The sequence below is a fragment of the Kitasatospora sp. NPDC088861 genome, assembly GCF_044750105.1.
Classification (GTDB): domain Bacteria; phylum Actinomycetota; class Actinomycetes; order Streptomycetales; family Streptomycetaceae; genus Kitasatospora.
The window spans coordinates 95,042-120,789 of sequence record NZ_JBIVJF010000015.1; the positions used below are offsets into that span (position 1 = coordinate 95,042).

At 77.3% G+C, this 25,748-nt stretch carries 8 protein-coding genes; 5 read left to right on the top strand and 3 right to left on the bottom strand.

The window, feature by feature from the left end; all coding sequences use genetic code 11:
- The first annotated feature begins 2 nt into the window (after window positions 1-2).
- The 5 genes from ACIP37_RS24005 (at window position 3) to ddaH (ending at window position 22,304) form a co-directional block, all read left to right on the top strand.
- Window positions 3-4,604, top strand: a complete 4,602-nt coding sequence (locus ACIP37_RS24005; RefSeq protein WP_400844467.1) for a condensation domain-containing protein — start codon at window positions 3-5, stop codon at window positions 4,602-4,604.
- Window positions 4,601-9,982: an amino acid adenylation domain-containing protein gene (locus tag ACIP37_RS24010; RefSeq protein WP_400810053.1), complete on the top strand. Its 5,382-nt coding sequence runs from the start codon at window positions 4,601-4,603 to the stop codon at window positions 9,980-9,982. Before ACIP37_RS24005 ends, ACIP37_RS24010 begins: the two co-directional genes overlap by 4 nt.
- Before the next feature lie 4 nt (window positions 9,983-9,986).
- A complete protein-coding gene (locus ACIP37_RS24015) occupies window positions 9,987-20,990 on the top strand; it encodes an amino acid adenylation domain-containing protein (RefSeq protein WP_400844470.1) in 11,004 nt (3,667 codons plus the stop codon).
- A complete protein-coding gene (locus ACIP37_RS24020) occupies window positions 20,987-21,211 on the top strand; it encodes an MbtH family protein (protein ID WP_063349723.1) in 225 nt (74 codons plus the stop codon). Before ACIP37_RS24015 ends, ACIP37_RS24020 begins: the two co-directional genes overlap by 4 nt.
- Window positions 21,212-21,464: 253 nt before the next feature.
- Window positions 21,465-22,304: a dimethylargininase gene (gene ddaH / locus ACIP37_RS24025; protein WP_363585092.1), complete on the top strand. Its 840-nt coding sequence runs from the start codon at window positions 21,465-21,467 to the stop codon at window positions 22,302-22,304.
- 195 nt (window positions 22,305-22,499) lie between these two features.
- Here ddaH and trpD read toward each other — a convergent pair whose 3' ends face one another.
- Genes trpD through ACIP37_RS24040 form a run of 3 tightly spaced genes read right to left on the bottom strand, consistent with a single transcriptional unit; the run spans window position 22,500 to window position 25,674 of the window.
- The gene (gene trpD / locus ACIP37_RS24030) at window positions 22,500-23,561 is read right to left on the bottom strand and encodes an anthranilate phosphoribosyltransferase (RefSeq protein WP_363585090.1); all 1,062 of its coding nucleotides are present in this window, start codon (window positions 23,559-23,561) and stop codon (window positions 22,500-22,502) included.
- Window positions 23,562-23,602: 41 nt separating this feature from the next.
- On the bottom strand, window positions 23,603-24,178 hold the full coding sequence (locus ACIP37_RS24035) for an aminodeoxychorismate/anthranilate synthase component II (RefSeq protein ID WP_063349726.1): 576 nt from the start codon (window positions 24,176-24,178) through the stop codon (window positions 23,603-23,605).
- Window positions 24,175-25,674: an anthranilate synthase component I family protein gene (locus ACIP37_RS24040; RefSeq protein ID WP_400810049.1), complete on the bottom strand. Its 1,500-nt coding sequence runs from the start codon at window positions 25,672-25,674 to the stop codon at window positions 24,175-24,177. Before ACIP37_RS24040 ends, ACIP37_RS24035 begins: the two co-directional genes overlap by 4 nt.
- Between the last annotated feature and the right edge of the window lie 74 nt (window positions 25,675-25,748).

Below are 25,748 nucleotides of genomic sequence, written 5' to 3' on the forward strand. Positions count from 1 at the left end.
CAGTGACCAGGACCCCAGCGACGGCCCCCGCCGACACCGACATCGCCGTCGTCGGCATCGGCGCCCGCTTCCCCGACGCCGACGACCTGGCGGCCTTCCGGGCCAACCTCGCCGCCGGCCGGGACTCCGTCGGGGACATGCCCGCCGCCCGGGCCGCTGCCACCGGACTCGACCCGGACGCGGGCTACCTGCCGATGGGCCACCTCGCCGACGTCCACACCTTCGACCACGCCTTCTTCGGCCTCTCCCGGCGCGAGGCCGCCCTGATGGACCCCCAGCAGCGGATCGCGCTGGTCCTCGCCCACCAGGCCGTCGAGGACGCCGGCTACGCCGCGAGCGCCCTGCGCGGACGCCAGGTCGCCGTGGTGCTCAGCGCCGCCGCCTCCGGCTACCTCGGCGCCGCCACCGAGCCCGGCCCGCTCAGCGCCCTCGGCAACGTGCCCTTCGCGCTGCCCGCCCGGATCGCCCACGTGCTCGGCTTCGAAGGCCCCTGCTACGCCGTCGACACCGGCTGCAACGGCTCGCTCGTCGCCGTCCACCAGGCCTGCCGCGAACTGCGCGACGGCGAGGCCGAGTACGCGCTCGCCGGCGGCTTCAGCCTGCGCCCCGGCGGCCTGCCCGCCCGGCAGACCGAAGGCATGACCGAACTCGTCTCCCCGAGCGGCCGCTGCCGGGCCTTCGACGCCGACGCCGACGGCACCGCCAGCGGCGAGGGCGGCGCCGTCCTGCTGCTCACCACCCTCGGCCGGGCCCGCGCCGACGGCACGCCCGTCCACGCCGTGATCCGCGGCAGCGCCGTCCGGCACAACGGCCGCGCGGCCGCCACCATCAGCACCCCGAGCGCACCCGCGCACGCGGCGGTGATCGGCGCGGCCTGGCGCGCCGCCGGGCTCGACCCCGCCCTGGCCGGCTACCTGGAGGCGCACGGCTCCGGCACCCGGCTCGGCGACGCCGTCGAACTGGAGGGCCTGGCCCAGGTGTTCGGGCCGCGCGGGTTCGGGGCGCGGGGCCGGCGGCTGCCGATCGGCTCGGTGAAGACCAACGTCGGCCACCTCGACCACGCGGCCGGGATCGCCGGCCTGGTCAAGGCCGTCCTCGCGGTCGGCCACGGCGAGCTGTACCCGTCCCTGCACTTCCGCCGGCCCGTCGACGAGGCCGCCCTCGAACCCGTCGAGGTGGTCACCGCGCTGCGCCCCTGGGAGGGCGAGGAGCGGATCGCCGGCGTCAGCTCGTACAGCCTCGGCGGCATCAACGCCCACTGCGTGGTCCAGCGGCCGCCCGTGCCCCCGCGCGCCGACCGGCCGGGCACCCCCCGGCTCGTCGGTGTCTCCGCGCGCAGCCGCACCGCGCTCGCCCGGCTCTGCGCCGACCTCGGCGCCGCGCTGACCGGCCCGGCCGCCCGCGACACCGACCTCGACGACGTCGCCCTCACCCTCAACTCCGGGCGCACCCACTACGGACACCGGGTGGCGGTGCGGGCCCGCGACACCGCCGAGCTCGGCCGGGCCCTGCTCGAACGGGCGGCCCGGCTCGACGCCTCGGCACCGGCCGGCGGCGCCCCGCGCGGCGGCCGGACCAGGCCGCCCGCCGTCTGCCTGCTGCTCTCCCCGGACGCCGCGCCCGACGCCCCCGGCCCGGCGGAGCTGCCCGACACGCTGCCCGACACGCTGCCCGCCACCGGCCCGGCGGCCCGGCTGCTCGCCGGCCAACTCGCCCTCCACCGCGAGCTGTCGCGCTGCGGCGTGCCCGTGGAGACCGTGCTGAGCAGCGGCGTCTCCCGGTACGCCGCCCGGTACCTGCTCGGCACCCTCACCGCCGAGGACACCCGCGAACTCGCCACCGCCACCGCCACCGGCACCGGTGCCGAGGCCGCGCCGCCCGACCGGGACCGGCTCGTCGCGGCGGCCGAACGGCTCGCCGCCGCCGGACCGGTGGTGTTCCTCGACCCCGGCCCCGGCGGGGTCCTCGGCCGGCTGCTCGCCGAGCGGTTCGGCCCGGAGGGGCAGGACGGCGCCCGGCTGGTCACGGCCGCCGACGACGGGTTCGCCGCGCTGCTCGGCCGGCTGTACGAATGCGGCCTGGACCTGGACTGGACGGCGCTCGGCCCCGAGCCCGGCACCGCCCGCCGGCTGCGCCTGCCCGGACACCCGCTGGCCGCCACCCCCTGCTGGATCCGGCCCGCACCGGCGGCCCCCGCGCTGCCCGCCGTGCCCACCGCGCCCGTCGCGTCCGCGGCACCCGCCGTCGAGCGCACCGGGACCGGCCCCGCCGAGGACCCCGAACGCTGGCTCGCCGAAGTCCTGGGAGAACTCCTGCACAGCGAGCAGCCGCCCGGCCCGGAGGCCGACTACTTCGAACTCGGCGGCAACTCGATCATCGCCCTCCAGCTCGCCGACCGGATCCAGACCCGCTTCGGCTTCCGCCCCCGGCTGCTCGACGTCTACGAACACCCCGCCGTCGGAGCGTTCGCCGACCTCATCCGCCGCCGGGCCGGCGCCCCCGCGGCCCCCGCCCTGCCGCCGATCACCCCGCGCGACACGCCCCCGGTCACCTCCTTCGGCCAGGACCGGATCTGGTTCCACCACCAGCTCGACCCCGGCACCACGCTCTACAACCTCCCGATGGTCAGCCTGATCAGCGGCCCGCTCGACGTCGACGCCGTCCGCGGCATGTGGCACGACCTGATGCTGCGCCACGAGGTGCTGCGCTCCAACTTCGCCGAGGAGGACGACGAGCCGGTGCTGCGCATCCGCCCGGAGCCCGGCGACTTCTTCACCTTCCATGACGTCTCCGCGGATCCGGACCCGCTCGCCGCCGCCCGCGAACTCGTCCGGCAGGCCGCCGAGCACCGCTTCGACCTCGCCCACGACCCCCTGGTGCGGGTGCTCGTGGTCCGGACGGCCCCCGAGCAGCACGTGCTCCAGGTGACCATGCACCACGCCGTCAACGACGGCGCCTCACCGCGGATCTTCGAACGCGAGCTGCCCGAGCTGTACGCCGCCCGCCGCGAGGGCCGCCCGCACCGGCTCGCACCGCTGCCGGTCCAGTTCGCCGACTACGCGGCCTGGCAGCGCGAACTGGTGGCCGGCCCGGCCCTGGACCGCGAACTCGCCTACTGGTGCGAGACCCTGCGGGACGCGCCGGTGCTGCGGCTGCCCACCGACCACCCGCGCCCGGCCCGCAAGGACCACGCCGGCGACCTCGCGGTGTTCACCGTGGACGCCGCCCTGATGCGGGAGCTGCGGCGGCTCGCGGCCGACCGCTCCGTCACCCTCTTCGTGGTCCTGCTCGCCGGCCTCTACCTGCTGCTGGCCCGCCGCAGCGAGCAGGACGACCTGGTCGTCGGCATCCCGACCACCGGGCGCAACCGGCCCGAACTCGAAGGCCTGATCGGCTTCTTCAACAGCACCGTGGCGCTGCGCGCCGACCTGTCCGGCGCCCCGTCGGTGACCGCCTTCCTGCACCGGGTGCGCGCCGTGGTGCTGGAGGCCCTGGAGCACCAGGAGATCCCCTTCGACCGGGTCGTCCAGGCGCTGACGGACGAGCGCGATCCGGGCCGGAGCCCGCTGTTCGACGTGTTCTACGTGCACCAGGAGCTGCCGCCGATCCAGCAGATCGAGGGCACCTCGACCGGGTACTTCGACATCGGCCACAGCGCCGGCAACCTGTTCGGCGGCCTGCCAGCGGGCACCGCCAAGTTCGACCTCACCCTGATCACCTCCGACCGGGTCGGCGACGACGCCATGACCGCCTGCCTGGAGTTCAGCACCCAGTTGTTCACGAGCGAGACGGCGGCCGCGTTCGTCGAGGAGTACACCGAGCTGCTCCGTGAACTCGCCGCCGCCGATGGCGAGTTGCCGATCTCCCGGCTGTGGGCCGGGGCGCCGGCGGCCGTCTCCGCCGCCGCGGTCCCGACCGCCCCCGCCGAGGTGCCGGCGGCCGGCCCGCCCGGGCCCGTCCGGCTCGACGTCCCCACCGACCGCCCCCGCCCGGGCCGCCCCGACTACACCGAGCGCAGCGTCACCGTCCCGGTCGACGAGTCGCTGCGCGGCGCGATCGCCAGGTCCGGCCCGCACCCCGACCGGGTGCTGCGGGCCGGCTGGCTGGTGCTGCTCTCGTGGATCTCCGGCCAGGACGAGGTGGCGGTCGGCCTGCCCGGCGGCGCCCTGCTGCGGGCCGACCTCGCCGACGAACCCGCCTTCACCGACCTGCTCGGACGGACCACCCCCGACGGGACGGCCGGCCCCGGAGCCGAGCCCCCGGTCCGCTCCCGGGGCGACAGCGACGGCGGTGGCGGTGGCGGTGGCGGTGGCCACGGCGTCGGCCCGCGCGGGGCCGAACTCGACCTGGGGTGGCGGGCGGAGAACGGCGCCGCCCCCACGGCGCTGACCGTGCACTACGCCCCCGAACTCTTCGATCCGCCGACCGCGACCGGCTTCGCCACCGGCCTGCGCGAGCTGCTGCGCGGCCTGCTCGCCGAGCCCGACCGCCCGGTCCACGACGTGGCGGCCGACTACGCCGACTACGCGGACCACGCCGACCACGGCGACGCGCCCGAGACCGTGACCCCGCACTCCGACGACGACACCGTGAGGGCCCTGTGAGCAGCTTCACCGCCACCCCGCTCGACGCCGCCCGGCGTGCCGTCCTGCGGGACACCCCGTCCCTGCCCGCCGACTGCGTGGCGCGCCTGGTCCGCTTCGAGGGCCCGGTCGGGTCGGACCGGCTGCGCCGCGCCGTGGCCCGGGCCCTGGCCGAGCGCCCGGACCTGCACACCGGCTACCGCGCCGCCGCCGGGGGCGGCCCCGGCTTGCTCCGCCCGGCCGACCCGGCCCAGCCGCCCGCCGTCGCGGTGATCGACCTCGACCCGGAGGAACTGGACGGCTGGCTCGCCGCCGAGCTCGTCCGCCCGCTCGACCTGCTCGGCGGGCCGCTGCTGCGCCACGTGCTGATCCGCCGCTCCGACGGCGGGCTCAGCTGGTTCCTGCGCCACCACCGGCTGGTCGACGACGACGCCGGGCTGGCCGCGCTCGTCCGCCGGGCCGGCGCGCTGTACGCCGAGGACGGCGGGACGGCCCCCGCCTCCCTCGGCACCCCGGCCCCCGCCCCGGACCCGGACGCCGACCGGCCCGCCGACCGGGCGTACTGGCGGGAGGTCCTGGGGGCCGCCGGCCCCGAGCCCGCCGCCGCCCGCCCGGCCGGTGCCGTCGTGCCGCCGGCCGAACTGCCCTGGTTGCCGGTGGCCGACCCGGCCGCACTGGCCCGGGTCGCCCGGGCCGGCGGCGCGGGCCCCGCCGCGGTGCTGCTCGCCGCCGCCGCCGTCCACGCGCACCGGCTGACCGGCACCCGGGAGCTGCTGCTCGGGCACTGGCGCCCCGCGCCCGGCCCGGGCGGCCGCGGCCTGGTCGTCCCGGTGCGCCTCGCCCCGGCCCCCGGGCTCAGCTTCACCGCCGTCCTCCGGCAGGCGGGCCGCGCCCTGCGCGCGGCCCGCCGCCACGGCCACCGGCCGGACCTCGACCTGCCCTGGGGCCCGTCCTCCGGGTACGGCCTGGTCACCGGGATCGCCGACAGCGCCGAGCGGGTGGCGTACGGCCCCGGTACGGTCGCCGTCCTGGCCCGCGCCTGGGGCGAGCCGCTGCCCGGCCTGTTCCTGCGCGCCGACCCCACCCCCGGCCCGGCGGACCCGGACGGGGCGTGGCGGGTCGCCGCCGGCGGCCACGGCGCCGACCCGGCGGCCCACCGCCGACTGGTCCGGCTGCTGGCGCGGCTGGCGGCCCGGCCCGACGAGCCCATCCACTCCTTCGACCTCGCCGGCGAGGAGGAGCTCGCCCTGCTGCGGAAGGCCAACGCCACCGGACACGCGGTGCCCGAGACCACCGTGCCCGCGGCGTTCGCCGCCCAGCTGGCGCGGACCCCGTCCGCCGTCGCGGTGCGCGGCGGGGGCGAGGTGCTGGACTACGCCGAACTGGACGGGCGCTCCGAGCGGATCGCCCGGTTGCTCGCCGGTCTCGGCGTCGGCCGCGAGGACGTCGTCGCGGTGCTGCTGCCCCGCACGCCCGCCCTGGTCGCGGCCGTGCTGGGCGTGCTGAAGGCCGGCGCCGCCTACCTCCCGGTCGACCCGGGCCACCCGCGCGGCCGGGTGGAGTTCGTGCTGGCGGACGCCCGTCCCCGGGTGGTCCTGACCACGGCGCAGCTGGCCGCCGCCGTGCTTCCGGAGCCGGCCGCCGACGGCCCGTCCGTCGTCCTGCTGGACGAGCCCGCCGCCGTCGAGCCCGCTCCCGTCGAGCCCGCCGGCACCGCTCCCGCCGAGGCGAAGCCCACCGGCCCGCTGCCCGGCAACGCGGCGTACGTCATCCACACCTCCGGCTCCACCGGGACGCCGAAGGGCGTGGTGGTCACCCACCGGGCCGTGGCCAACCTCGCCGCCTGGGCGGCGGCCGAGCTCGGCCCCCAGGCCCTCTCCCGGGTGCTCGGCTCCACCTCGCTCTCCTTCGACCTGTCGGTCTTCGAGCTCCTGGTGCCGCTGTTCGTCGGCGGCAGCGTCGACCTGGTGGACAACCTGCTCACGCTGCTGGAACGCCCGGACTGGTCCGGCAGCCTGGTCAACACCGTCCCGTCGGTGTACCAGCAGGTCGCCCGGGCCGAGTGGGTGCGCGAGCGGGCGACGACCTACGTGTTCTGCGGCGAGCCGCTGCCCGCCGCGCTGGTCCGCCAGGTGCACGCCCGCAACCCGGACGCCCGGGTGTTCAACCTCTACGGCCCCACCGAGGCCATCGTGTACGCCACGGCCGGGGCGTGCCCGCCCGGCGCGGACGGGGAACCGTCGATCGGCGTGCCGATCGGCAACGTGCGCGCCCACGTCCTCGACCCGGCCCTGCGGCCCGCGCCGGTCGGCGTCACCGGCGAGCTCTACCTGGCCGGCGACTACCTGGCCCGGGGCTACGCCCACCGGCCGGGGGCCACCGCCGAGCGCTTCCTGCCCGACCCGTTCGGCCCGCCCGGCGCCCGGATGTACCGCACCGGGGACCTCGCCCGCTGGACCGCCGCCGGGGAGCTGGAGTACGCCGGCCGCACCGACCACCAGGTGAAGATCCGCGGCCACCGGATCGAACTCGGCGAGATCGAGGCCCGGTTGACGGAGCTGGACGGCGTCCGGCGGGCAGTGGTGGTCGCCACCGACGACGGCGAGGGCGACCGCCGCACGACGGCCTTCCTGGTCGCCGCCGAGGGCCGCCCGGCCGATCCGGAGGCCGTCCGGGCGGCGCTGCGCGAGGTGCTGCCCGCACCGGTCGTCCCGGCCGCCCTGGTCTTCCTCGACGACCTCCCGACCAACGCCAACGGCAAGACCGACCGCGGCGCGCTCGCCGCCCTGGCCGCCGGAGCCGCGCCGGGGACCACGCCCGAGCCCCCCGCCGTCCCGGCCGCCGGCCCCGTCGAGGTGCTGCGCGAGCTCTTCGCCGGCGTTCTCGGCCTGCCCGAAGTCGGCCCGGACGACAGCTTCTTCGCCCTCGGCGGCGACAGCATCCGCTCCATCAAGCTGCTCCGCCGGGCCCGGCGGGCCGGGCTGGCGCTCGCCCCGGAGGACGTGTTCGCGCACCCGACCCCGGCCGGACTCGCGGCCGTCGCCACCGTGCTCGACCCCGCCGACCAAGGCGCCGGCCGGCCCGCCGACGGCGAACTGCTCCCGCTGGACGCCGCCGAACGCGCCTGGTTGCGGGCCCGGTTCCCGGGCCACCGGGACGTGCTGCCGCTGACACCGCTCCAGGAGCGGCTGCTCTTCCCCACCCAGCACAGCCAGGGCGGCGGCGGGGCCTACGTGATGCGGCTGTGGATGCTCTTCGACGGGCGGCTCGACCCGGTGGCGCTGCGCCGCGCCGTCGAGGCGCTCTGCCGCCGCCACCCGAACCTGGCGGCCGGGTTCGTCCGCCTCCCCGACGGCCGACCCGTCCAGGTCGTCCCGGACCGCCTGCCGCCGTTCACGGAGCTGGACCTCAGCGGCCTCACGGCGGCCGAACAGGAGGCGGAGACCGAGCGGTTGGCCGCCGAGGCCAGGACCACCCGGTTCGACCCGGCCGACCCGCCGCTGATCCGCTTCACCCTGCTCCGGCTGGGCCCCGGAGAGGGCGTGGGAGCGCAGCGGTACCGGCTGGAGGTGGTCGCCCACCACACCCTGATCGACGGCTGGTCCAACCAGCTCCTCCTGCCGGAGCTGTTCGCCCTGTACCGCGACCCGGCCGGACTGCCCGAGCCGGTGCCGCTGCGCGCCCACCTGGCCTGGCTGGCCGGCCGGGACCACGAGGCCGCCCGCCGGGCGTGGCGCGAGGCACTGGCCGCGCCGATCGAACCCACCCTGGTGACGCCGCCCGGGCTGCCGCCCGCCGACGGGTGGCCGGGCCGCCGCTACCGGCCCCTGGGCGAGGAGCGCACCGAACGGCTCGGCGCCCTCGCCGCCGGGCTGGGCATCACGCTCAACACCGTGCTCCAGGCCACCTGGGCGCTGCTGCTGGCCGAGCGGACCGGCCGCCCCGACACCGTGTTCGGGATCATCGTCAACGGCCGCTCGCCGGAGCTGCCGGGCTCCGAGTCCGTCATGGGCTTCCTGATCAACACCCTGCCGCTGCGGATCACCCTGCGGCCGGAGGAGCCGCTGGCCGGGCTGCTGACCCGGGTCCAGCGCGAGCAGGTCCGGATGATCGCCCACCAGCACCTGGGAATCCCCGCGATCCAGCGGGCGACCGGCCTCGGCGAACTCTTCGACACCGTCATGGTGTACGAGAACTTCCCGCAGTCCGGCGACCAGGGCGACGCGCTCCCGGGGGTGCGGATCACCGGCTCGGGCAGCGAGACGGCCGCGCACTACCCGCTGTCGCTGATGGCCATCCCGAGGGAGGGCGGGCTGGAACTCGACATCCTGCACCGGGAGGACGCCGTCGACGCCGAGGCCGCTGACGCCCTGCTCGCCCGGCTGCTGGGGCTGCTCGACACCCTCGTCGCCGAGCCGGACACCACCGTCGGCGCCCTCGGCCTGCTCGACTCCTGGCCCGCGACCGCCGGGCCCGCCCGCACCCCGCTCCCCGCCGACGCCACCGCCGACGCCGCCGAGCCCGCCCCGCCCGCGGACGGCCTGGAGCCCATGCTGGCCACCCTGCTGCCGCTGCGCTCGACCGGCACCGGCGCGCCGCTGTTCTGCGTGCACCCGGCCGCCGGGATCGGCTGGACGTACGCGGCGCTGCTGGGGCCGCTCGGCGACCGGCCGCTCTACGTCCTGCAGTCCCGCGGCCTCGACGGCCGGGGGCCGCTGCCGGTCAGCCTGGAGGAGGTGGCCGAGGACTGCGTGCGGGAGATCCGCGCCGTCCAGCCCGACGGGCCCTACCACCTGCTCGGCTGGTCGTTCGGCGGCCTGGTCGCCTACGCCGTGGCCGCCCGGTTGCAGGAGCAGGGCGCCGAGGTGGGCCTGCTCGCGATGCTCGACAGCTACGTGCTCGCCGACCTGCCCGCCCGCTCGGAGGCCGAGGTGCTCGCCGAGCAGGGCCACGTCCGCAACGCCCTGCTGCGGCTGACCGGCGTCGACCGCCCCGCCGACGCGCCCGCGCCGACCGCCGAGGAGTTCCTCGCCCTCGCCAAGGACTCCGACTCGCCGCTCTCCGTCTTCTCCGAACACCACCTGACCGCGCTCGCCGAGGTCTACGACAACAACGTCCGGCTCGGCCGGGCCTTCCGCCCCGGCGGGTACCGCGGCGACCTGCTCCTCATCGAGGCCGTCCCCGAGACCAGCGGGCCCGTCCAGGACCCGGAGAGCTGGCTGCCCCACCTCGACGGCGGCCGGCTGCTGCGGCACCGGACCGACCACGGCCACCAGGAACTCGGCGGCCCGGCCGCCCTCGTCGACCTCGCCCCGGCGCTGCTCGACCGGCTCGGCGACCCGACCGGGCCACAGGGTCCGCAGGGGCCGCACCAGCCGCACGAGCCGGAGAGGAGCTGACCGGATGTCCGCCACGCCCGCCACGCCCGCCCGACGACGGCCGCTCACGGCCCCGCAGTCGGGAATCTGGTTCGGCCACGAGGCCGACCCCACCCGGCGGCGGTTCACCGCCGGCCAGTACGTCCAGTTCCACGGCGCGATCGACGAGGAGCTGTTCGAACGCGCGCTGCGGGGCGTGGTGGCCGGCAGCGAGAGCCTGCGGGCGCGCTTCGAGCCGACCGCCGACGGCGCCGTCCAGATCATCGAGGACGCCGCCGACTGGCCGCTGCACCGGCAGGACCTGCGCCACCACGAAGACCCGGCCGCCGCCGCCCGCGCCTTCCTCGCCGCCGAACTCGCCCACCCCTACGACCTGACCGCCCGCCCGCCCTTCGACCACTTCCTGCTGCGGACCGGCGAGGCCGAGTACCTCTGGTACCTCCGGATCCACCACATCCTGTGCGACGGCGTGGGCGGGGCCGGGCTGATGCGCCGGGTGGCGGCCGAGTACACGGCGCTGCACGCGGGCGAGCCGCCCTCCACCGGCGTGCACGACCCGCTCCAGGCCCTGCTGGACGACGACGCCGCCTACCGCGCCTCCGCCCGGTTCCGCACCGACGCCGCGTTCTGGGCCGAGGAGTCGGCCGGCCTCGGCGACCCGCCCCGCCTCGCGGGCGGGCGCAGCGCCCCGACCGGCTCGGGCCCGCGCCCGCCGGTCGCCGTCCGGGCGGAGCTGTCCGCCGAACGCTGGGCCGCTGTCCGCGAGCGCGTCGGCGCGGGCTGGACGGCGCTGTTCCCGGCGGCGCTCGCCGTCGCGCTGCACGCCGACACCGGCGAGGGCACGGCGGTGATCGGCCTCGGCGTCCGCGGCCGGGACGCCGCGCTGGCCCGGCGGGCCCTCGGCATGACGGCGAACGTCGTCCCGCTGCGGCTCGCCGTCGACCCGGCCGCCACCGTCGGCGGCCTGGTGGCGGCCACGGCGGACCGGGTCCGGGCCGCGCTGCGCCGCCAGCGGTACCGCTTCGAGGACCTGCTCCGCGACACCGCCGCCGCCCGGGGCGACCGGCCGCTGATCGGCCCCACCCTGAACCTGCTGCCGCTCGACCTGGGCCTGCGGTTCGGCGGGATCCCGGCCACCGTGCACGAGGTCTCGCCGGGCCTGCCCGAGGACTTCGCGCTCGGCGTCTACGACAACGGCCGCGCCACCCTGCCGGTGTTCGCCGACGCGGTCGGCGACTACCCCGAGGACACCGTCCGGGCCCACCTGGACCGGGTGCTCGACCTCGTGACGGCGCTGGCCGAAGCCCCCGAGGGGCTCCCGGTCGGCCGGCTGCGCACCGGCAGCGCCGTCGCCCTGCCCGCGCCGCGGCCCGCCCCCGCGCCGGCACCGGACCGGACCGGCCAGGACGGCGACACCCTGGTCTCGCTGTTCGAGCAGCAGGCCGCCACCCGCCCGCGGGCACCGGCCGTGGTGCTGGGGGAAACCGTCCTCACCTACCGCGAACTCGACCTGCGCGCCGACCGGTTGGCCCGCCGGCTCGCCGCCCGGGGCGTGCGCCGCGGCGACCTGGTGGGCGTCGCCCTGCCCCGCTCGCCGGACCTGGTGGTCGCGCTGCTCGGCGTCCAGAAGGCCGGCGCCGGCTACCTGCCGCTGGATCCGGACTACCCGGTCGAGCGGCTGCGCGCGACCATCGAGGACGCCGCGCCCCGGCTCGTGGTGACGGACGACTCCGCCCGGGCGGCGCTGCCCGACGGCGTCGAGACCCTGCCCGTCGACGGCGCGGACGAGCCCGCCGACCGGACGCGGCCGCAGCGCCCCGGCCCGGACGGTGTCGCCTACGTCATCCACACCTCCGGTTCCACCGGCCGCCCCAAGGGCGTCCTGGTCACCCACCGCAACGTCACCCGGCTGCTCGCCACCACCGCCGACCGGTTCGGCTTCGGACCGGACGACACCTGGACCCTGTTCCACTCCTACGCCTTCGACTTCTCGGTCTGGGAGCTGTGGGGAGCCCTGCTGCACGGCGGCCGCCTGGTCGTCGTCCCCCGGGACACCGCCCGCTCGCCCGAGGAGTTCCTGCGCCTGCTCGCCGACGAGCGCGTCACGGTGCTCAACCAGACCCCCTCGGCGTTCACCCAGCTGGCCGCCGCCGACGCCGCCCACCCCGGCCCGAGCGCCCGGCTCGCCCTGCGGTACGTCATCTTCGGCGGTGAGCAGCTCGAACCCTGGCGGCTCGCGGACTGGTACCTGCGGCACCCGCAGGACGCGCCCCGGCTCGTCAACATGTACGGCATCACCGAGACCACCGTGCACGTCACGGCCGGCGACCTCGACGCCGCCGCCGTGGCCTCGGGCGCCGCCACCATCGGCCGCCCGCTGCCCGACCTGCGGGCGTACCTGCTGGACGCCGCCCTGCGGCCGGTGCCCGACGGCCTGCCCGGCGAGCTGTACGTGGCCGGCCCCGGCCTCGCCCGCGGCTACCTCGGCCGCCCCGCGCTGACCGCCGCCCGCTTCACCGCCGACCCGTACGGCCCGCCCGGCAGCCGGATGTACCGCAGCGGGGACCGCGCCCGCCGCCGCCCCGACGGCGAACTCGAACACCTCGGCCGCACCGACCGGCAGGTGAAGATCCGCGGCTACCGCATCGAGCCGGGGGAGATCGAGGCCGTGCTCGCCGCGCTGCCCGGCATCTCCGGCGCCGCCGTCCTCGCCACCGAACGGGAGCCCGGGCACAAGGCGCTGACCGCCTACCTGCTCGGCACCGAGGAGGCCGTCCGCGCGGCCGCCGACCACGCCCGCGCGTCGCTCCCGGACCACCTGGTGCCCGCGGCCTTCGTCGCCGTCGAGGCCTTCCCGCTGACCGCCAACGGCAAGCTCGACGAGCACCGGCTGCGGGCCCTGGAGGCCAGGGCGGCGGACGGCCGGGGCCGGGCGCCCAGCGGCGAGCACGAGACCCGGCTGCACCGGCTGTTCGGCGAACTCCTCGGGGCCGAGGGCTTCGGCGCGGACGAGAGCTTCTTCGCCCTCGGCGGCGACTCCCTCTCGGCGAACCGGCTGGTGGTCCGTGCCCGGGCCGAGCTGCCCGCCGAGCTGTCCGCCGGACTGACCATCCGGGACGTCTTCGCGGCCCCCACCGTGGCCGGCCTGGCCGCCCGGATCGGCGCCCGTGGCGCCGCCCGCAGGGGGGAGGCGGCGGCCGGCCGGGAACTCCCGCAGCGCCCGCAGGCCGGTCCCCGGCCGGAGCGCATCCCGCTCTCCCACGCCCAGCGCGGCCTGTGGTTCCTGCACCGGCTCGGCGAGCAGGCGTCGACCTACCACATCCCGCTCGCCGCCCGGCTGACCGGGCCGCTCGACCTGGCCGCGCTACGGGCCGCCGCCGGCGACGTCCAGCAGCGGCACGAGAGCCTGCGCACCGTGTTCCCGGCCACCGACGGGCAGCCGTACCAGCGGATCCTCGACGACCCGCCCCTCCCGCTGACCGTCCGGCACCTGGACCCCGCCGGCCTGGACGCGGCGGTGCACGAGGAGGTCCACCGGCCCTTCGACCTCGAACAGGGCCTGCCCTGGCGGCTGGTGGTGTTCACCGCCGGGCCCGGCACCCACCTGCTGCTGATCGTCCTGCACCACATCACCGCCGACGAGCAGTCGCTGGGCCCGCTGACCCGCGACCTCGCCGTCGGCTACGCCGCCCGGGCCCGCGGCCGGGCCCCCGAGTGGCCCCGACTGCCGCTCCAGTACGCCGACTTCACTCTCTGGCAGGGTCGGGAACTCGGCCCGGCCGACGAGCCCGACAGCCCGCTGGCCACCGAACTGGCGCACTGGCGTCAGACCTTGCACGGCGCGCCGGAGCGCACCGCGCTGCCGGTGGACCATGAGCCGCCGCCCGGCGCGGCCCTGCGCGGGGCCGCCGCCGAGTTCCAGTGGGACGCCGAACTGGTCGCCGCAGCGGCCGAATTGGCGGCCGGCCGGGGAGCCACCCTGTTCATGGTGCTGCACGCGGCCGTCGCCTGCCTGCTGGCCCGCTCCGGAGCGGGCACCGACCTCGTCCTCGGCACGGTCACCGCCGGCCGCGCCGACCCGGCCCTGGACGACCTGGTCGGCTACTTCGCCCAGCCGCTCGCCCTGCGCACCGACCTCTCGGGCCGCCCGGGCTTCGCGGAGCTCGTCGACCGCGTCCGGCACGCCGACCTCACCGCCTTCGCCCACGACCAGGCGCCCTTCGACCGGGTGGTGGACGCCCTCGCACCCGACCGGGAACTCGGCCGCCACCCGCTGTTCCAGGTGATGATCACCCTGCACGGCGGACGCCGACCCGCGCTCACCCTGCCCGGACTGTCCGGCGCACCGCACCGATTCGAGCGGGTGATGGCCAAGTTCCCGCTGCTCTTCGAGTTCGCCGAACAGCCGGACGGCACGGTGCGCGGCGTCCTGGAGTACAGCACCGGCCACTTCCGTCCCGAGACCGCCGACCGCCTGGCGCAGGGCCTCGGCCGCCTGCTGGCGGCCGCCCTGGCCGACCCGGCGGCACCCGTCGACACCCTTGGCAGCCTCGACCTGCCCGGCACCCTCGACCTGCCCGGCACCCTCGACCTGTCCGACACCCCGGGCCCGGCCGGCCGCCCGCTCCCGGCGTCCGCCGCCGCCCGCCCGCAGCCTGTCACCCGCCCGGAGGGCGGCTCGCCCGCCGAGGAGCAGCTGCGGACCCTGTTCGGCAGCGTCCTCGGCCGGGCGCGGCCCGGGCCGTCGGAGGGGTTCTTCCGGCTCGGCGGGGACAGCATCCTGGCCATCCAACTGGCCACCCGGGCCCGGTCGGCGGGCGTGCTGATCACGCCGAAGGACGTGTTCACCCACCAGACCCCGCGCGCCCTCGCGGCCGCCGCGGCCGTCGTCCCGGACGGTGTCCGCGCCCCGGCCGCCCGCCCGGCGGTGCCCGCGCCCCCGGGCGGGGTGCTGCCGCCCACCCCGATCGCGGACTGGCTGGCGGCCCGCGGCGGACCGATCCACGGCTACGCCCAGTCCCTGCTGTGCGAGGTGCCGCCCGGCGCCACCGAACACACCCTGAGCGCCGCCCTCCAGCAGCTCGTCGACCACCACGACGCGCTGCGGACCCGCCTGACCGGGGCCCCGGGCGAGCCGCTCGCCTTCGAGATCCGGTCCGCCGGGACCGTCCCGGCGGCCCCGCTGCTGCACCGGATCGACCTCGCCCGCGAGGGCCTGGCCACCGCCCCCGGCCGCGACCCGGCGCCCGCCCTGCTGGAACTCGTCGCGGAACAGCGGCACGACGCCCGCCGCCGCCTCGACCCCTACCGGGGCGAACTGCTGCGGGCGGTCTGGTTCGACGGCGACCAGGGCGGCCTGCTGCTGATGGTGATCCACCACCTCGCCGTCGACGGCGTCTCCTGGCGGATCCTGCTCGACGACCTCGCCCGGGCCCACCGGGCCGCCGCCGACGGCCACCCGGCCGACCTCGCCGCCGTCCCCGTCACGGCCGCCGACTGGGCCCGCGCGCTGCGGGCCGCCGAGGCCGACCCGGCGGTCGCCGCCGACCGCGACCACTGGCACGGCCTGCTGACCGCCGGCACCGGGACCATCGGCACCCGGCCGCTGGACCGCACCCGGGACACCGTGGCCGGGGCCGCGACCCTGCGCACCACCCTGGGCGGCGGCCCGACCGCGGCCCTGCTGACCGACCTGCCCGACCGACTCGGCGCCGCCGTACCGGAGATCCTCCTCGGTGCGCTCGCCGCCGCCCTGCGCGGCTGGCGCGCCCGCGGCGCCGACGGTCCGCTCCTGGTGGACGTCGAGGGCCACGGCCGCGACCCGGAACTCGCGGCCCTCGACGGCCTTGACCTCTCCCGGACGCTGGGCTGGTTCACGGTCATCCACCCCGTCCTGCTGGACACCGGCCCGGCCGGACCCGACACCGGGGGAGCGGCCCGCGCCGACGACCCGGCCCCCGCCGACGAACTGGCCCGCGCCGTCGCGGCCGCGCGGCGGCGCCTGCGCGCCACCCCCCACCGGGGCCTGACGTACGGGCTGCTCCAGCGGTCCGGCACGCTGCCCCACCGCCCGGCCCCGATCGCCTTCAACTACCTGGGCCGCTTCGACACCACCCGACGCGGCCCCTGGCAGCCCGTCCCCGGCACCCTGCGGGGCGAGGCCGACCCCACCCTGCCGCTCGCCCACACCCTCTCGGTCGACGCCTTCGTGGAGACCGGCCCGGACGGCCCGCGGCTGCGGGTCGAATGGGCCTGGCCGGCCGGCGTGCTGGCCGCCGACGCGGTGGCCGAACTCGCCGCCCGCTGGGAGCAGGCCCTCACCACCCTGTCGTCCGCCGGCCCGCCCCGGGCCGGGGGGCCCGCAGCCGACGCCCAGCCCGAGGCGCCCGCCGAGGTGCCCGTCGAAGCGCCCGCCGAGGCCGCCGTCCTGCTGCCCGCCACGCCGCTCCAGGCCGGCCTGCTGTTCCACTCCCGTTACGCCGCCCACGACGGCCGCCGCGACCCGTACCTCGTGCAGCTCGTCCTCGACCTCACCGGCGCGATCGACCCGGAGCGGCTCCAGGACGCCGCCCGGCGGCTGCTCGCGCGCCATCCGCAGCTCGCCGGGGCCTTCACCAGCGGCGAGTCCGGCCCGCCGCGGCAGGTCTTGCCGGTCGAGGTGACGCTGCCCTGGCGCACCGTGGACCTCACCGGACGGGCGGAGGGGGAGCAGTCCGCCGACGCCCGGCGGCTCGTGGCGGAGGACCGCCGGCCGTTCGCGGTCGACACCCCGCCGCTGATCCGGTTCACCCTGCTGCGGCTGGCCGCCGACCGGTGGCGGCTCGTCTTCACCCACCACCACCTGCTGCTGGACGGCTGGTCGGTGCCGATCGTGCTGCGCGAGCTGCTCGCGCTGCACCAGGGCGTCGACCTGCCCCCGGCGCCGTCCTACCGCCGCTACCTCGACTGGCTGGCCGGGCGCGACGACGCGGCCGCGCGCGGCGCCTGGCGCGTCGCCCTCGCCGGGGCCGAGCCCACCCGGATCGGCCGGCCCGCGCCGGCCGGCGGCGAGGGCGCCGACGACGGCCCGTCGACGAGCGTCTTCACCCTGCCCGCCGGGCTCACCGCCGGGCTGCGGGCGCGCGCCGCGCAGTGGGAGGTGACCCTCGGCTCCCTGGTGACGACGGCGTGGGCGCTGGTGCTCTCCCACCTCACCGGCCGCGACGACGTCCTGTTCGGCACCACCGTCGCCCAGCGCCCGGCCGAACTGCCGGAGGCGGACCGGCTCGTGGGCCTGCTGATCAACACCGTGCCGGTCCGGGCCCGGCTGCACCCGGGCGAGCCGCTGCGCGAGCTCGCCGCCCGGCTCCAGCGGGAGCGCACCGCGTTGCTGGACCACGAGCACCTGGGCCTCACCGAGGTGGAGGAGGCCGCCGGTGCCGGGCGGCTCTTCGACAGCTCACTGGTGTTCGAGAACTACCCGCTGGACGAGGCCGGGTTCGTCGAGCCCGCGCCGGGCCTGCGGATCGGTGCCGTCGAACCGTTCGACGGCACCCACTACCCGCTCTCGCTGGTGGTGCTGCCGCGCCGGGGCGGCCTGGACGTGCGGCTCCAGCTGCGGCCCGCCGAACTGGACCGGTACCTCGACGCGGACCGGCTGCGCACCTTGCTGACGGCCGCCTGCGCCGCCCTGGCCGGCTCTGGCGCGGACGCGCTGACCACCGGCCGGGTCGACCTGCTGCCGCCCGTCCAGCGGGCGGGGCTGCGGGCCTGGGGCACCGGCCCGGCGGCCGACGCCGAACCGGTGTCGGTGGGCGCGCGGTTCGAGCGGCTGGCGGCCGACCACCCGGAGCGGATCGCCCTGCGCCACGTCGACGGCGCCACCGCGAACGCCACGGGTACCGCCACCACCACGTACGGCGCGCTCAACGCCGACGCCAACCGGCTGGCCCACCACCTGGCCGGCCTCGGGGTGCGGCCCGGCACCCGGGTCGCCGTACGGCTGCCGCGCAGCCCGGAGGTGCCGGTGGCGATGCTGGCGCTGGCCAAGCTCGGCGCCGTCTGCGTCCCGCTGCACCCGGGGTTCCCGGCCGAGCGGCTGCGCGCGCTCGCCGCCGAGGCGGGCACCGAACTGCTGCTGGACGCCCAGGTGTTGGCGGCGGTCCGGCGGGCGGGCGGGAGCGCGGGCAACCCCGGCGTGGAGGTGCCGCCCGGGCAGGTCGCCCAGTTGCTGTACACCTCGGGCTCGACCGGCCGCCCCAAGGGCGTGGCGGTCACCCACCGCAACATCCTCGCCCTGGCCGACGACCCGCTGTGGCACGGCCCCGACCACGACCGGGTGCTGTTCCACTCGCCGCACGCCTGGGACGCCATGGTGTACGAGCTGCTCATGCCGCTGCTGACCGGCCGTCAGGTGGTGGTGGCCCCGCCGGGAGAGCTGACCCCGGCGGACTACGCCCGGGCCGTCGAGCGCGGCGGTGCCACCGCGGCCTGGCTGACGGCGGGCCTGTTCGACCTGCTGACCGAGCAGATCCCGGCGGCCCTGGCCCGGTTGCGCCTGATCTGCACCGGCGGCGACGTCGTCCCCCCGGCGGCGCTCGCCCGGGCCCGGCGGGCCGCGCCCGGGCAGCGGCTGCTGGACCTGTACGGGCCGGTGGAGAGCACGACCTTCGCCCTGGGCCACGAAGTCCCGGCGGGCCCGGTCCGCGAGGGCGAGGCCGTCCCGATCGGCCGCCCGCTCGCGGGGACGAGGGTGCTGCTGCTGGACGCCGCGCTGCGCCCGGTGCCGCCGGGCGTCCCCGGCGAGATCCACCTGGGCGGCGAGGGCCTGGCCGCGGGCTACCACGGCGCCCCGGCCCGGACGGCCGAGCGCTTCGTCGCCGACCCGTACGGCCCGCCGGGCGGCCGGCTGTACCGCACCGGGGACCTGGGCCGGTGGGACACCGAGGGCCGGCTGCACTTCCTGGGGCGCGCGGACCGGCAGGTGAAGATCAACGGGTTCCGGATCGAGCCGGGCGAGATCGAGGCCGCGCTGTGCGCCGAGCCGGAGGTCACCGCCGCCCGGGTGGTGCCGCACGGGGCGGGCCCGGCGGGCCGCTCGCTGGTCGGGTACGTGGTCGCCGACCGGCCGGTGGCCGCCGGCGAACTGCGCCGCCGGCTCGCCGGGCGGCTGCCGCGCCACCTGGTGCCCGCCGTGCTCGTCCCGGTCGACGCGCTGCCGCTGGACGCCAACGGCAAGGTCGACACGACCGCCCTGGGCCCGCCGCAGCGGTCGGCCCCGGGGCCGACCCGCTCGCCCCGCCGGGAGGTCCTGGCGGCGCTGTTCGCGGAGGTGCTGCGGGTGCCGGCGGTCGCGCCGGAGGACGACTTCTTCGCGCTCGGCGGCAACTCGATCGCCGCGATGCGGCTGGCCGGGCGGATCCGGTCCACCCTGGGGGTCGACGTGCCGCTCGGCGAGCTGTTCGACGCGCCCACGGTGGCCGGGCTGGACCACCGGCTCGACCGCGCCGCCCGTACCGGCGGCAGCGGCGGCAGCGCCCCGGCGCTCGGCGACCGGACGGCCCGGCCCGACCGGCTGCCGCTCGCCCCCGCCCAACTGCGCCTGTGGACGGCCAACTACCTGGGCGAGCACCGCCCGGACTACCTCACCACCCTGGCCCTCGACCTCACCGGCGGGCTCGACCCCGCCGCGCTGCGGGCCGCCCTCGGCGACCTGGTGGCCCGGCACGAGGCCCTGCGGACCGTCCTGCCGTACGGCCCGGACGGCCCCGAGCAGCGCATCCTCGCGCCCGCCGATGCCCCGCCCGGCGCCCCGCCCGCCGACGCCGACCTCGCCGAGGCCTTCCTCGTCGCCGTCCCGTCCGCCGCGCCCCGCTTCCTCGACGTCCCGCCGGAGCGGCTGGACGCCTGGATCGCCGCCGAACTCGACCGCGGCTTCGACCTGTTGACCGAACCGCCGCTGCGCACCGCCCTGCTGCGCAGCGGCCCCGACCGGCACACCCTGCTGCTGGTGCTGCACCACGCGACGGTGGACGGGCACGCGCTCGAACCGCTGCTGGCCGACCTGCGGTCCGCCTACCGGGCCCGGGCGGCCGGCGGGGCGCCGCGCTGGCCGTCGCCCGCCGTCCAGTACGCCGACCACGCCCTGTGGCTGCGGCGGCGGCTCGGCGACGAGGACCGCCCGGAGAGCCCGGCCGCCCGGCAGGCCGCCTACTGGAAGGGCGCGTTGGCCGCCCTGCCGCCGTGGCGGGGCCTGCCGGACGCCACCGGCGCCCCGGGCGCCGGGCCGGGCGCGGCCGGCACCGTCCGCTTCGCCCTGGACCTGCGGGAGCACCGCCGGCTGGCGGCCGCCGCCCGGGCCTGTTCGGCCGGCACCGGGATGGTGGTGCAGGCGGCGTTCGCGGCCGCGCTGGGCGACCTCGGCGCGGGGCACGACCTCCCGATCGGAGTGCCGCTGGCCGGCCGGGACGACGAGGTGCTGGACGGCGTGGTCGGCTGCCTGGTCAACACCGTGGTGCTGCGGGTCGACACCTCCGGCGCCCCGACGGCCCGCACCCTGGTCGGGCGGGTCCGGGAGCGGCTGCTGGCCGCCCACGCCCATCAGGACCTGCCGTTCGACCGGGTGGTGGAACTGGTCAACCCGGCCCGGCAGGCGGGCCGCCAGCCGCTGTTCGGGGTGGCGCTCTCCCATCTGGTGCGGGCCGAACCGGCCGACGGCGGGCGGTGGGCCGACGCCGTGACGGTCGCCGAGCGGCCCGTCCCGGTAGCCCGCACCGCCGTCGACCTGCTGCTCCAACTGGTGGAGCGGCGGACCGCGGACGGCGCACCCGGCGGGCTGGAGTGCGCCCTGGTACACGCGCTGGACGGCTGCGACGAGCCGACCGCCCGGCGGGTGGTGGCCGCCTTCCGACGGCGGGTCACCGAGTTCTGTGACGAGTTGAACAACGAGTCGAACGACGAGGTCGACGGCGAGCTCGACGACGAGCCGGCCGACGAGTTGAACGACCTTGCCCACGTGCACGACCACAACCATGAAGTGAGGGCTCGATGAGCAGCACCAACCCCTTCGACGACGAGCAGGGCGCGTTCCTGGTCCTGGCGAACGAGGAGAACCAGCACGCGCTCTGGCCCGCCTTCGTCGACGTGCCCGCCGGTTGGCGCAGCGTGTTCGGCGAGGAATCCCGGCAGGCCTGCCTGGACTACGTCGAGAAGAACTGGACCGACCTGCGTCCGCGCAGCCTGGCCGAGGCGATGGACGCCCGCGTCGACTGAGCGCGATCGGCCGGTCCATCAGGGCTGTTCCGCCCTGGCTTAAGGATCTTCCGTCCCCCGCAAGTGAACTGACAGCATGTCAGAGACGGGCGCGGGGCCGGCCCGCAGGAACGAGTGCGGCGCGCCTGGGTTTCCCCCACGCCCGGCCGCGCCGCCGGCGAGCCGGCCCCGGAGCCCCGCAGGCACCCGATTGCCGCCCGTCCGGACCGCAGCGGCACCGCCCGTTGTCCGAAGCCCTCACGAGGAGTCACCGATGAACGCTGTCACCCCGCGCCCCGCCGAGCGCACGGCCCGGCCCCGGCACTACCTGATGTGCCGCCCCAGCCACTTCGAGGTCACCTACGCGATCAACCCGTGGATGGACCCGGCGAAGCCGGTCGACACCGGGCTCGCCGTGGCGCAGTGGGAGCGGCTGTACGCGCTCTACCAGGAGCTCGGCCACCGGGTCGACCTGATCGACCCGATCCCGGGCCTGCCCGACATGGTCTACGCCGCCAACGGCGCCACCGTGGTGGACGGCAAGGTGCTCGGCGCCCGCTTCCGCAACGCCGAACGCGCCGCCGAGGGCCCCGCCTACCTGGAGTGGTTCCGCGCCAACGGCTACCCCGAGCTGCACGACCCGGAGCACGTCAACGAGGGCGAGGGCGACTTCCTGGTCACCGCCGAGTACGTGCTCGCCGGGCGGGGCTTCCGCAGCACGCCGGCCGGCCACGCCGAGGCCCAGGAGTTCTTCGGGCGCCCGGTGATCGGCCTGGAGCTGATCGACCCGCGCTACTACCACCTGGACACCGCGCTGGCCGTCCTGGACGGCGACGAGATCATGTACAACCCGGAGGCCTTCTCCGCGGGCAGCCGCGAGGTGCTGCGCCGGCTGTTCCCGGACGCGGTGCTGGCCGACGCCGGCGACGCCGCCGTGTTCGGCCTCAACGCGGTCAGCGACGGCCTGCACGTGTTCCTGCCGGAGGCGGCCACCGGCCTCGCCGACAAGCTGCGGGAGCGCGGCTTCGAGCCGATCGGCGTCGACCTGTCCGAGCTGCTCAAGGGCGGCGGCAGCGTCAAGTGCTGCACGCTGGAGCTGCGCCACCGCGCCTGACCGCTGCCCGTCCGCCCGTCCGCCCCTTCGCCCGCCTCCGTGACGCCGGGGGCGGACGAACGGGGCGGACGCGGGCCGTGCGACCACCCCGTACCAACGCGACGGGCCGCGCGGGCCTCCCCCCGAGGAGGTCCGCGCGGCCCGTCGGCGTCGCGCCCCGGTGCCGCCGCCCGACGACGGCGGCCCGGTGGCGGCTCAGTCCGGCCGCCCCGCGCGCGGCGGCCCGCTCTCGGCCCAGCGCTTCAGCAGGGCGGCCGCCGCGCCCGAGTCGACCGCCTCGGCGGCCCGGGGCAGCACGGCCGCCAGCCGCTCGACGACCGGCCGCTCGGAGGGCGTCAGCGCCGCCAGGCCGGCCGCCGCGGACAGCAGGACGGCGTCACGGACGGGGCCCTGCTCGCCGTCCAGGACGGCGTGGACCACGCCCGCGTTGTGGGCCGCGTCGCCGCCGCGCAGCGCGTCCGGGGCCGCCGTCGCGATCCCGAGCTCGCGCGGGTCGAGCCGCTCCTGCACGAACCGGCCGGTGGTCGCCGTCCAGACCGTCGAGGTGGTGGAGACGGACAGTTCGTCGAGGCCGTCGTCGCCCCGGAAGACCAGCGCGTCCACGCCCTGGCGGGCGAACACGGCGGCGATCAGCGGGCCCAGCCGGGGATCGGCGACGCCGACCGCCATGGCCGTGGGCGAGGCCGGGTTGGTCAGCGGGCCCAGCGCGTTGAACGCCGTCGGCACGCCCAACTCCTTGCGGGCGACGGCCGCGTGGCGGAACGCCGGGTGGAAGGCCGGGGCGAAGCAGAAGCCGATCCCGACCTCGCGCACCGAGCGGGCCACCTCCTCGGCCGAGAGCTCCAGCGCGATGCCGAGCCGCTCCAGCACGTCCGCCGAGCCGGAGGCGGAGGAGGCCGAACGGTTGCCGTGCTTGACCACCCGGGCCCCGGCGGCCGCCGCCACGATCGCGGCCATGGTGGACACGTTCACGGTCTTCGCGCCGTCCCCGCCGGTGCCGACGATGTCCAGTGTCGGCCCCGGCACGTCGACCCGCACCGTGTGCTCGCGCGCGGCCCGGACCAGCCCGTCGACCTCCTCGGCGGTCTCGCCCTTGGCCCGCAGCGCCACCAGGAACCCGGCCAGCTGCGCCGGTGCCGCCTCGCCGCGCATCACCCGGTCCATCGCCCAGGCGGTGTCGGCGGTGCTCAGGTCCGTCCCGCCGATCAGCGCCGTGAGCAGCTGCGGCCAGCTGCGCGATTCACCATTCCCTGTCACTGGTCACCCATTTCCGCTCGTCGGTTCCGATGTGCGTGCGGTCAGCGCCCGGCGCCGACCGCGAGGAAGTTCTCCAGCAGCTGCATGCCGCCGGTGGTGGTGATGCTCTCGGGGTGGAACTGCACCGACTCGATGGGCAGGCTGCGGTGCCGCATGCCCATGACGTAGCCGTCGTCGTCGGCGGTCGCGGTGAGTTCGAGGTCCTCGGGCAGCGGCTGGGTGACGATCAGGGAGTGGTACCTGGTCGCGGTGAGGCTGTTGCCGAGGCCGGCGAACAGGCCGCGCCCGTCGTGCGTCACGGTGCTGGTGCGCCCGTGCATCAGCCGGTCGGCGACCTGGACCCGCCCGCCGAACGCCAGGCCGATCGCCTGGTGGCCCAGGCACACGCCGAGCAGCGGGACCTTCCCGGCGAAGTGGTGGACGAGCTCGACGTGGCCGGAGGCCGCCGGGTGCCCGGGGCCGGGGCCGAGCACGACCGCGTCGGGCGCGGTCGCGGCCAGCTGCTCGGGGGTGCGGGTGTGCGAGCGGACCACCTCGGTGTCCGCGCCGAGCGCCCGCAGGTACTGGTCGATGATGTGGACGAAGCTGTCCCGCGCGTCCACCAGCAGAACCTTCACGCCGTCAACTCCTCACCCGTCAGCGCCCAGTAGGCGGCGCCCAGCTTCGCCAACGTCTCGTTCCACTCGCCCTCGGGGGTCGAGTCGGCGACGATCCCCGCGGAACTCTGCACGGAGTACACCGCGCCGTCGTGCGCGATCGTGCGGATGCACAGCGCCAGTTCGCTCCAGCCGCCGACGTCGATCAGGCCGACGGCACCGGCGTAGGCTCCGCGCGGCTCCCGCTCGATCTCGTGGATGATCTCCATGGCGCGCAGCTTCGGCGCGCCGGTCATGGTGCCGGCCGGGAAGGTCGCGCACAGCGACCGCCACACGTCGGCGTCCTCCTCCAACTCGGCGCTGACCGTGGACACCAGGTGGAAGACGTGCGAGAAGGTCTCCACCACCATCAGGTCGTCGGCCGTCAGGGTGTGCGGCTTGCAGACCCGGCTGATGTCGTTGCGGGAGAGGTCGACCAGCATGACGTGCTCGGCCTGCTCCTTGGTGCTCGCCAGCAGGGCCTTGATCCGCCGCTCGTTCTCCTCCTCGTCCTGGTCGCGACGGGTGGTGCCGGCGATCGGGCGCATCACGATCCGGCCGTCCTCGATCCGGAACAGCAGCTCGGGGCTGGCGCCGATCAGCGTGCCCTCGCCGTTCGGGAGCAGGTACATGTGCGGGGAGGGGTTGCGCGAGCGCAGCCGCCGGTAGACCTCGACCGGCGTCAGCGCGGTGCGGACGTCGATCCGGTGGCCGACCTGGATCTGGTAGATGTCGCCGACCCCGATGTGCTCCAGGCAGCGCCGGACCCAGCCGTGGAAGGTGTCGCGGTCCACGCTGTCGTGCACGGACTGCGGGCGGACGGCCGGCGGGCACGCGGCCTGCGGCTCCTGCCCGGCCGCTTCCCGGGCCGCGCCCGCGAGGTCGTGGCGGCCGTGCTCGCCGAAGGCCGGGCTGTCGGCGGTCCGCAGGACCGGCGCGCCGTCGGTGCCGTAGTGCACGCTGTCGCGGAACAGCGTCAGCACGGCGTCCGGGCGGGCCGGCGGCAGCGCCCGGACGGGCAGGTCCTCCATGTGCCAGGCCGCGTCGTAGCCGAACCGGGCCAGGAAGCCGAAGTGGAAGCGGTCGCCGGGCAGGCCCGGCTCCAGGCCGAACAGGCCCTGCGCGCGCCGCAGGAACTCCCAGACGCGGGCCGGCTCGGGGGCCTCCAGCCGCGCGGGGGCGTCCGCGGCGGGGGTGAGGCCCGCCGCCTCGGCGGTCGCCCGCAGCACCGGGGCGAGCTCCGCGATCCCGTCGATCTCCAGGTACGAGCCGTACAGCCGGATCTCGGCGAGCGGGCCGCAGCCGAGCACCGCGGGCCCGCCCTGCCGGCCGGACTCGGTCAGGCTCTCCAGCAGGTACACCTGCTCCGCGCCGAGCCGGTCGCCCAGCCGCGTGTACAGCTCCAGCGGGTCGTGCGGCGGCAGCGGCTCGGTGCCGAGCCGGACGGCGAACGGAGGGTGCGATGGCGCGTCTGGCATCGGAATCCTCATCATGAATGGCCGGCTGGGTACGGCCGGTGAACCAATGGCCTCCAGTCAATCCGTTCGTCCCG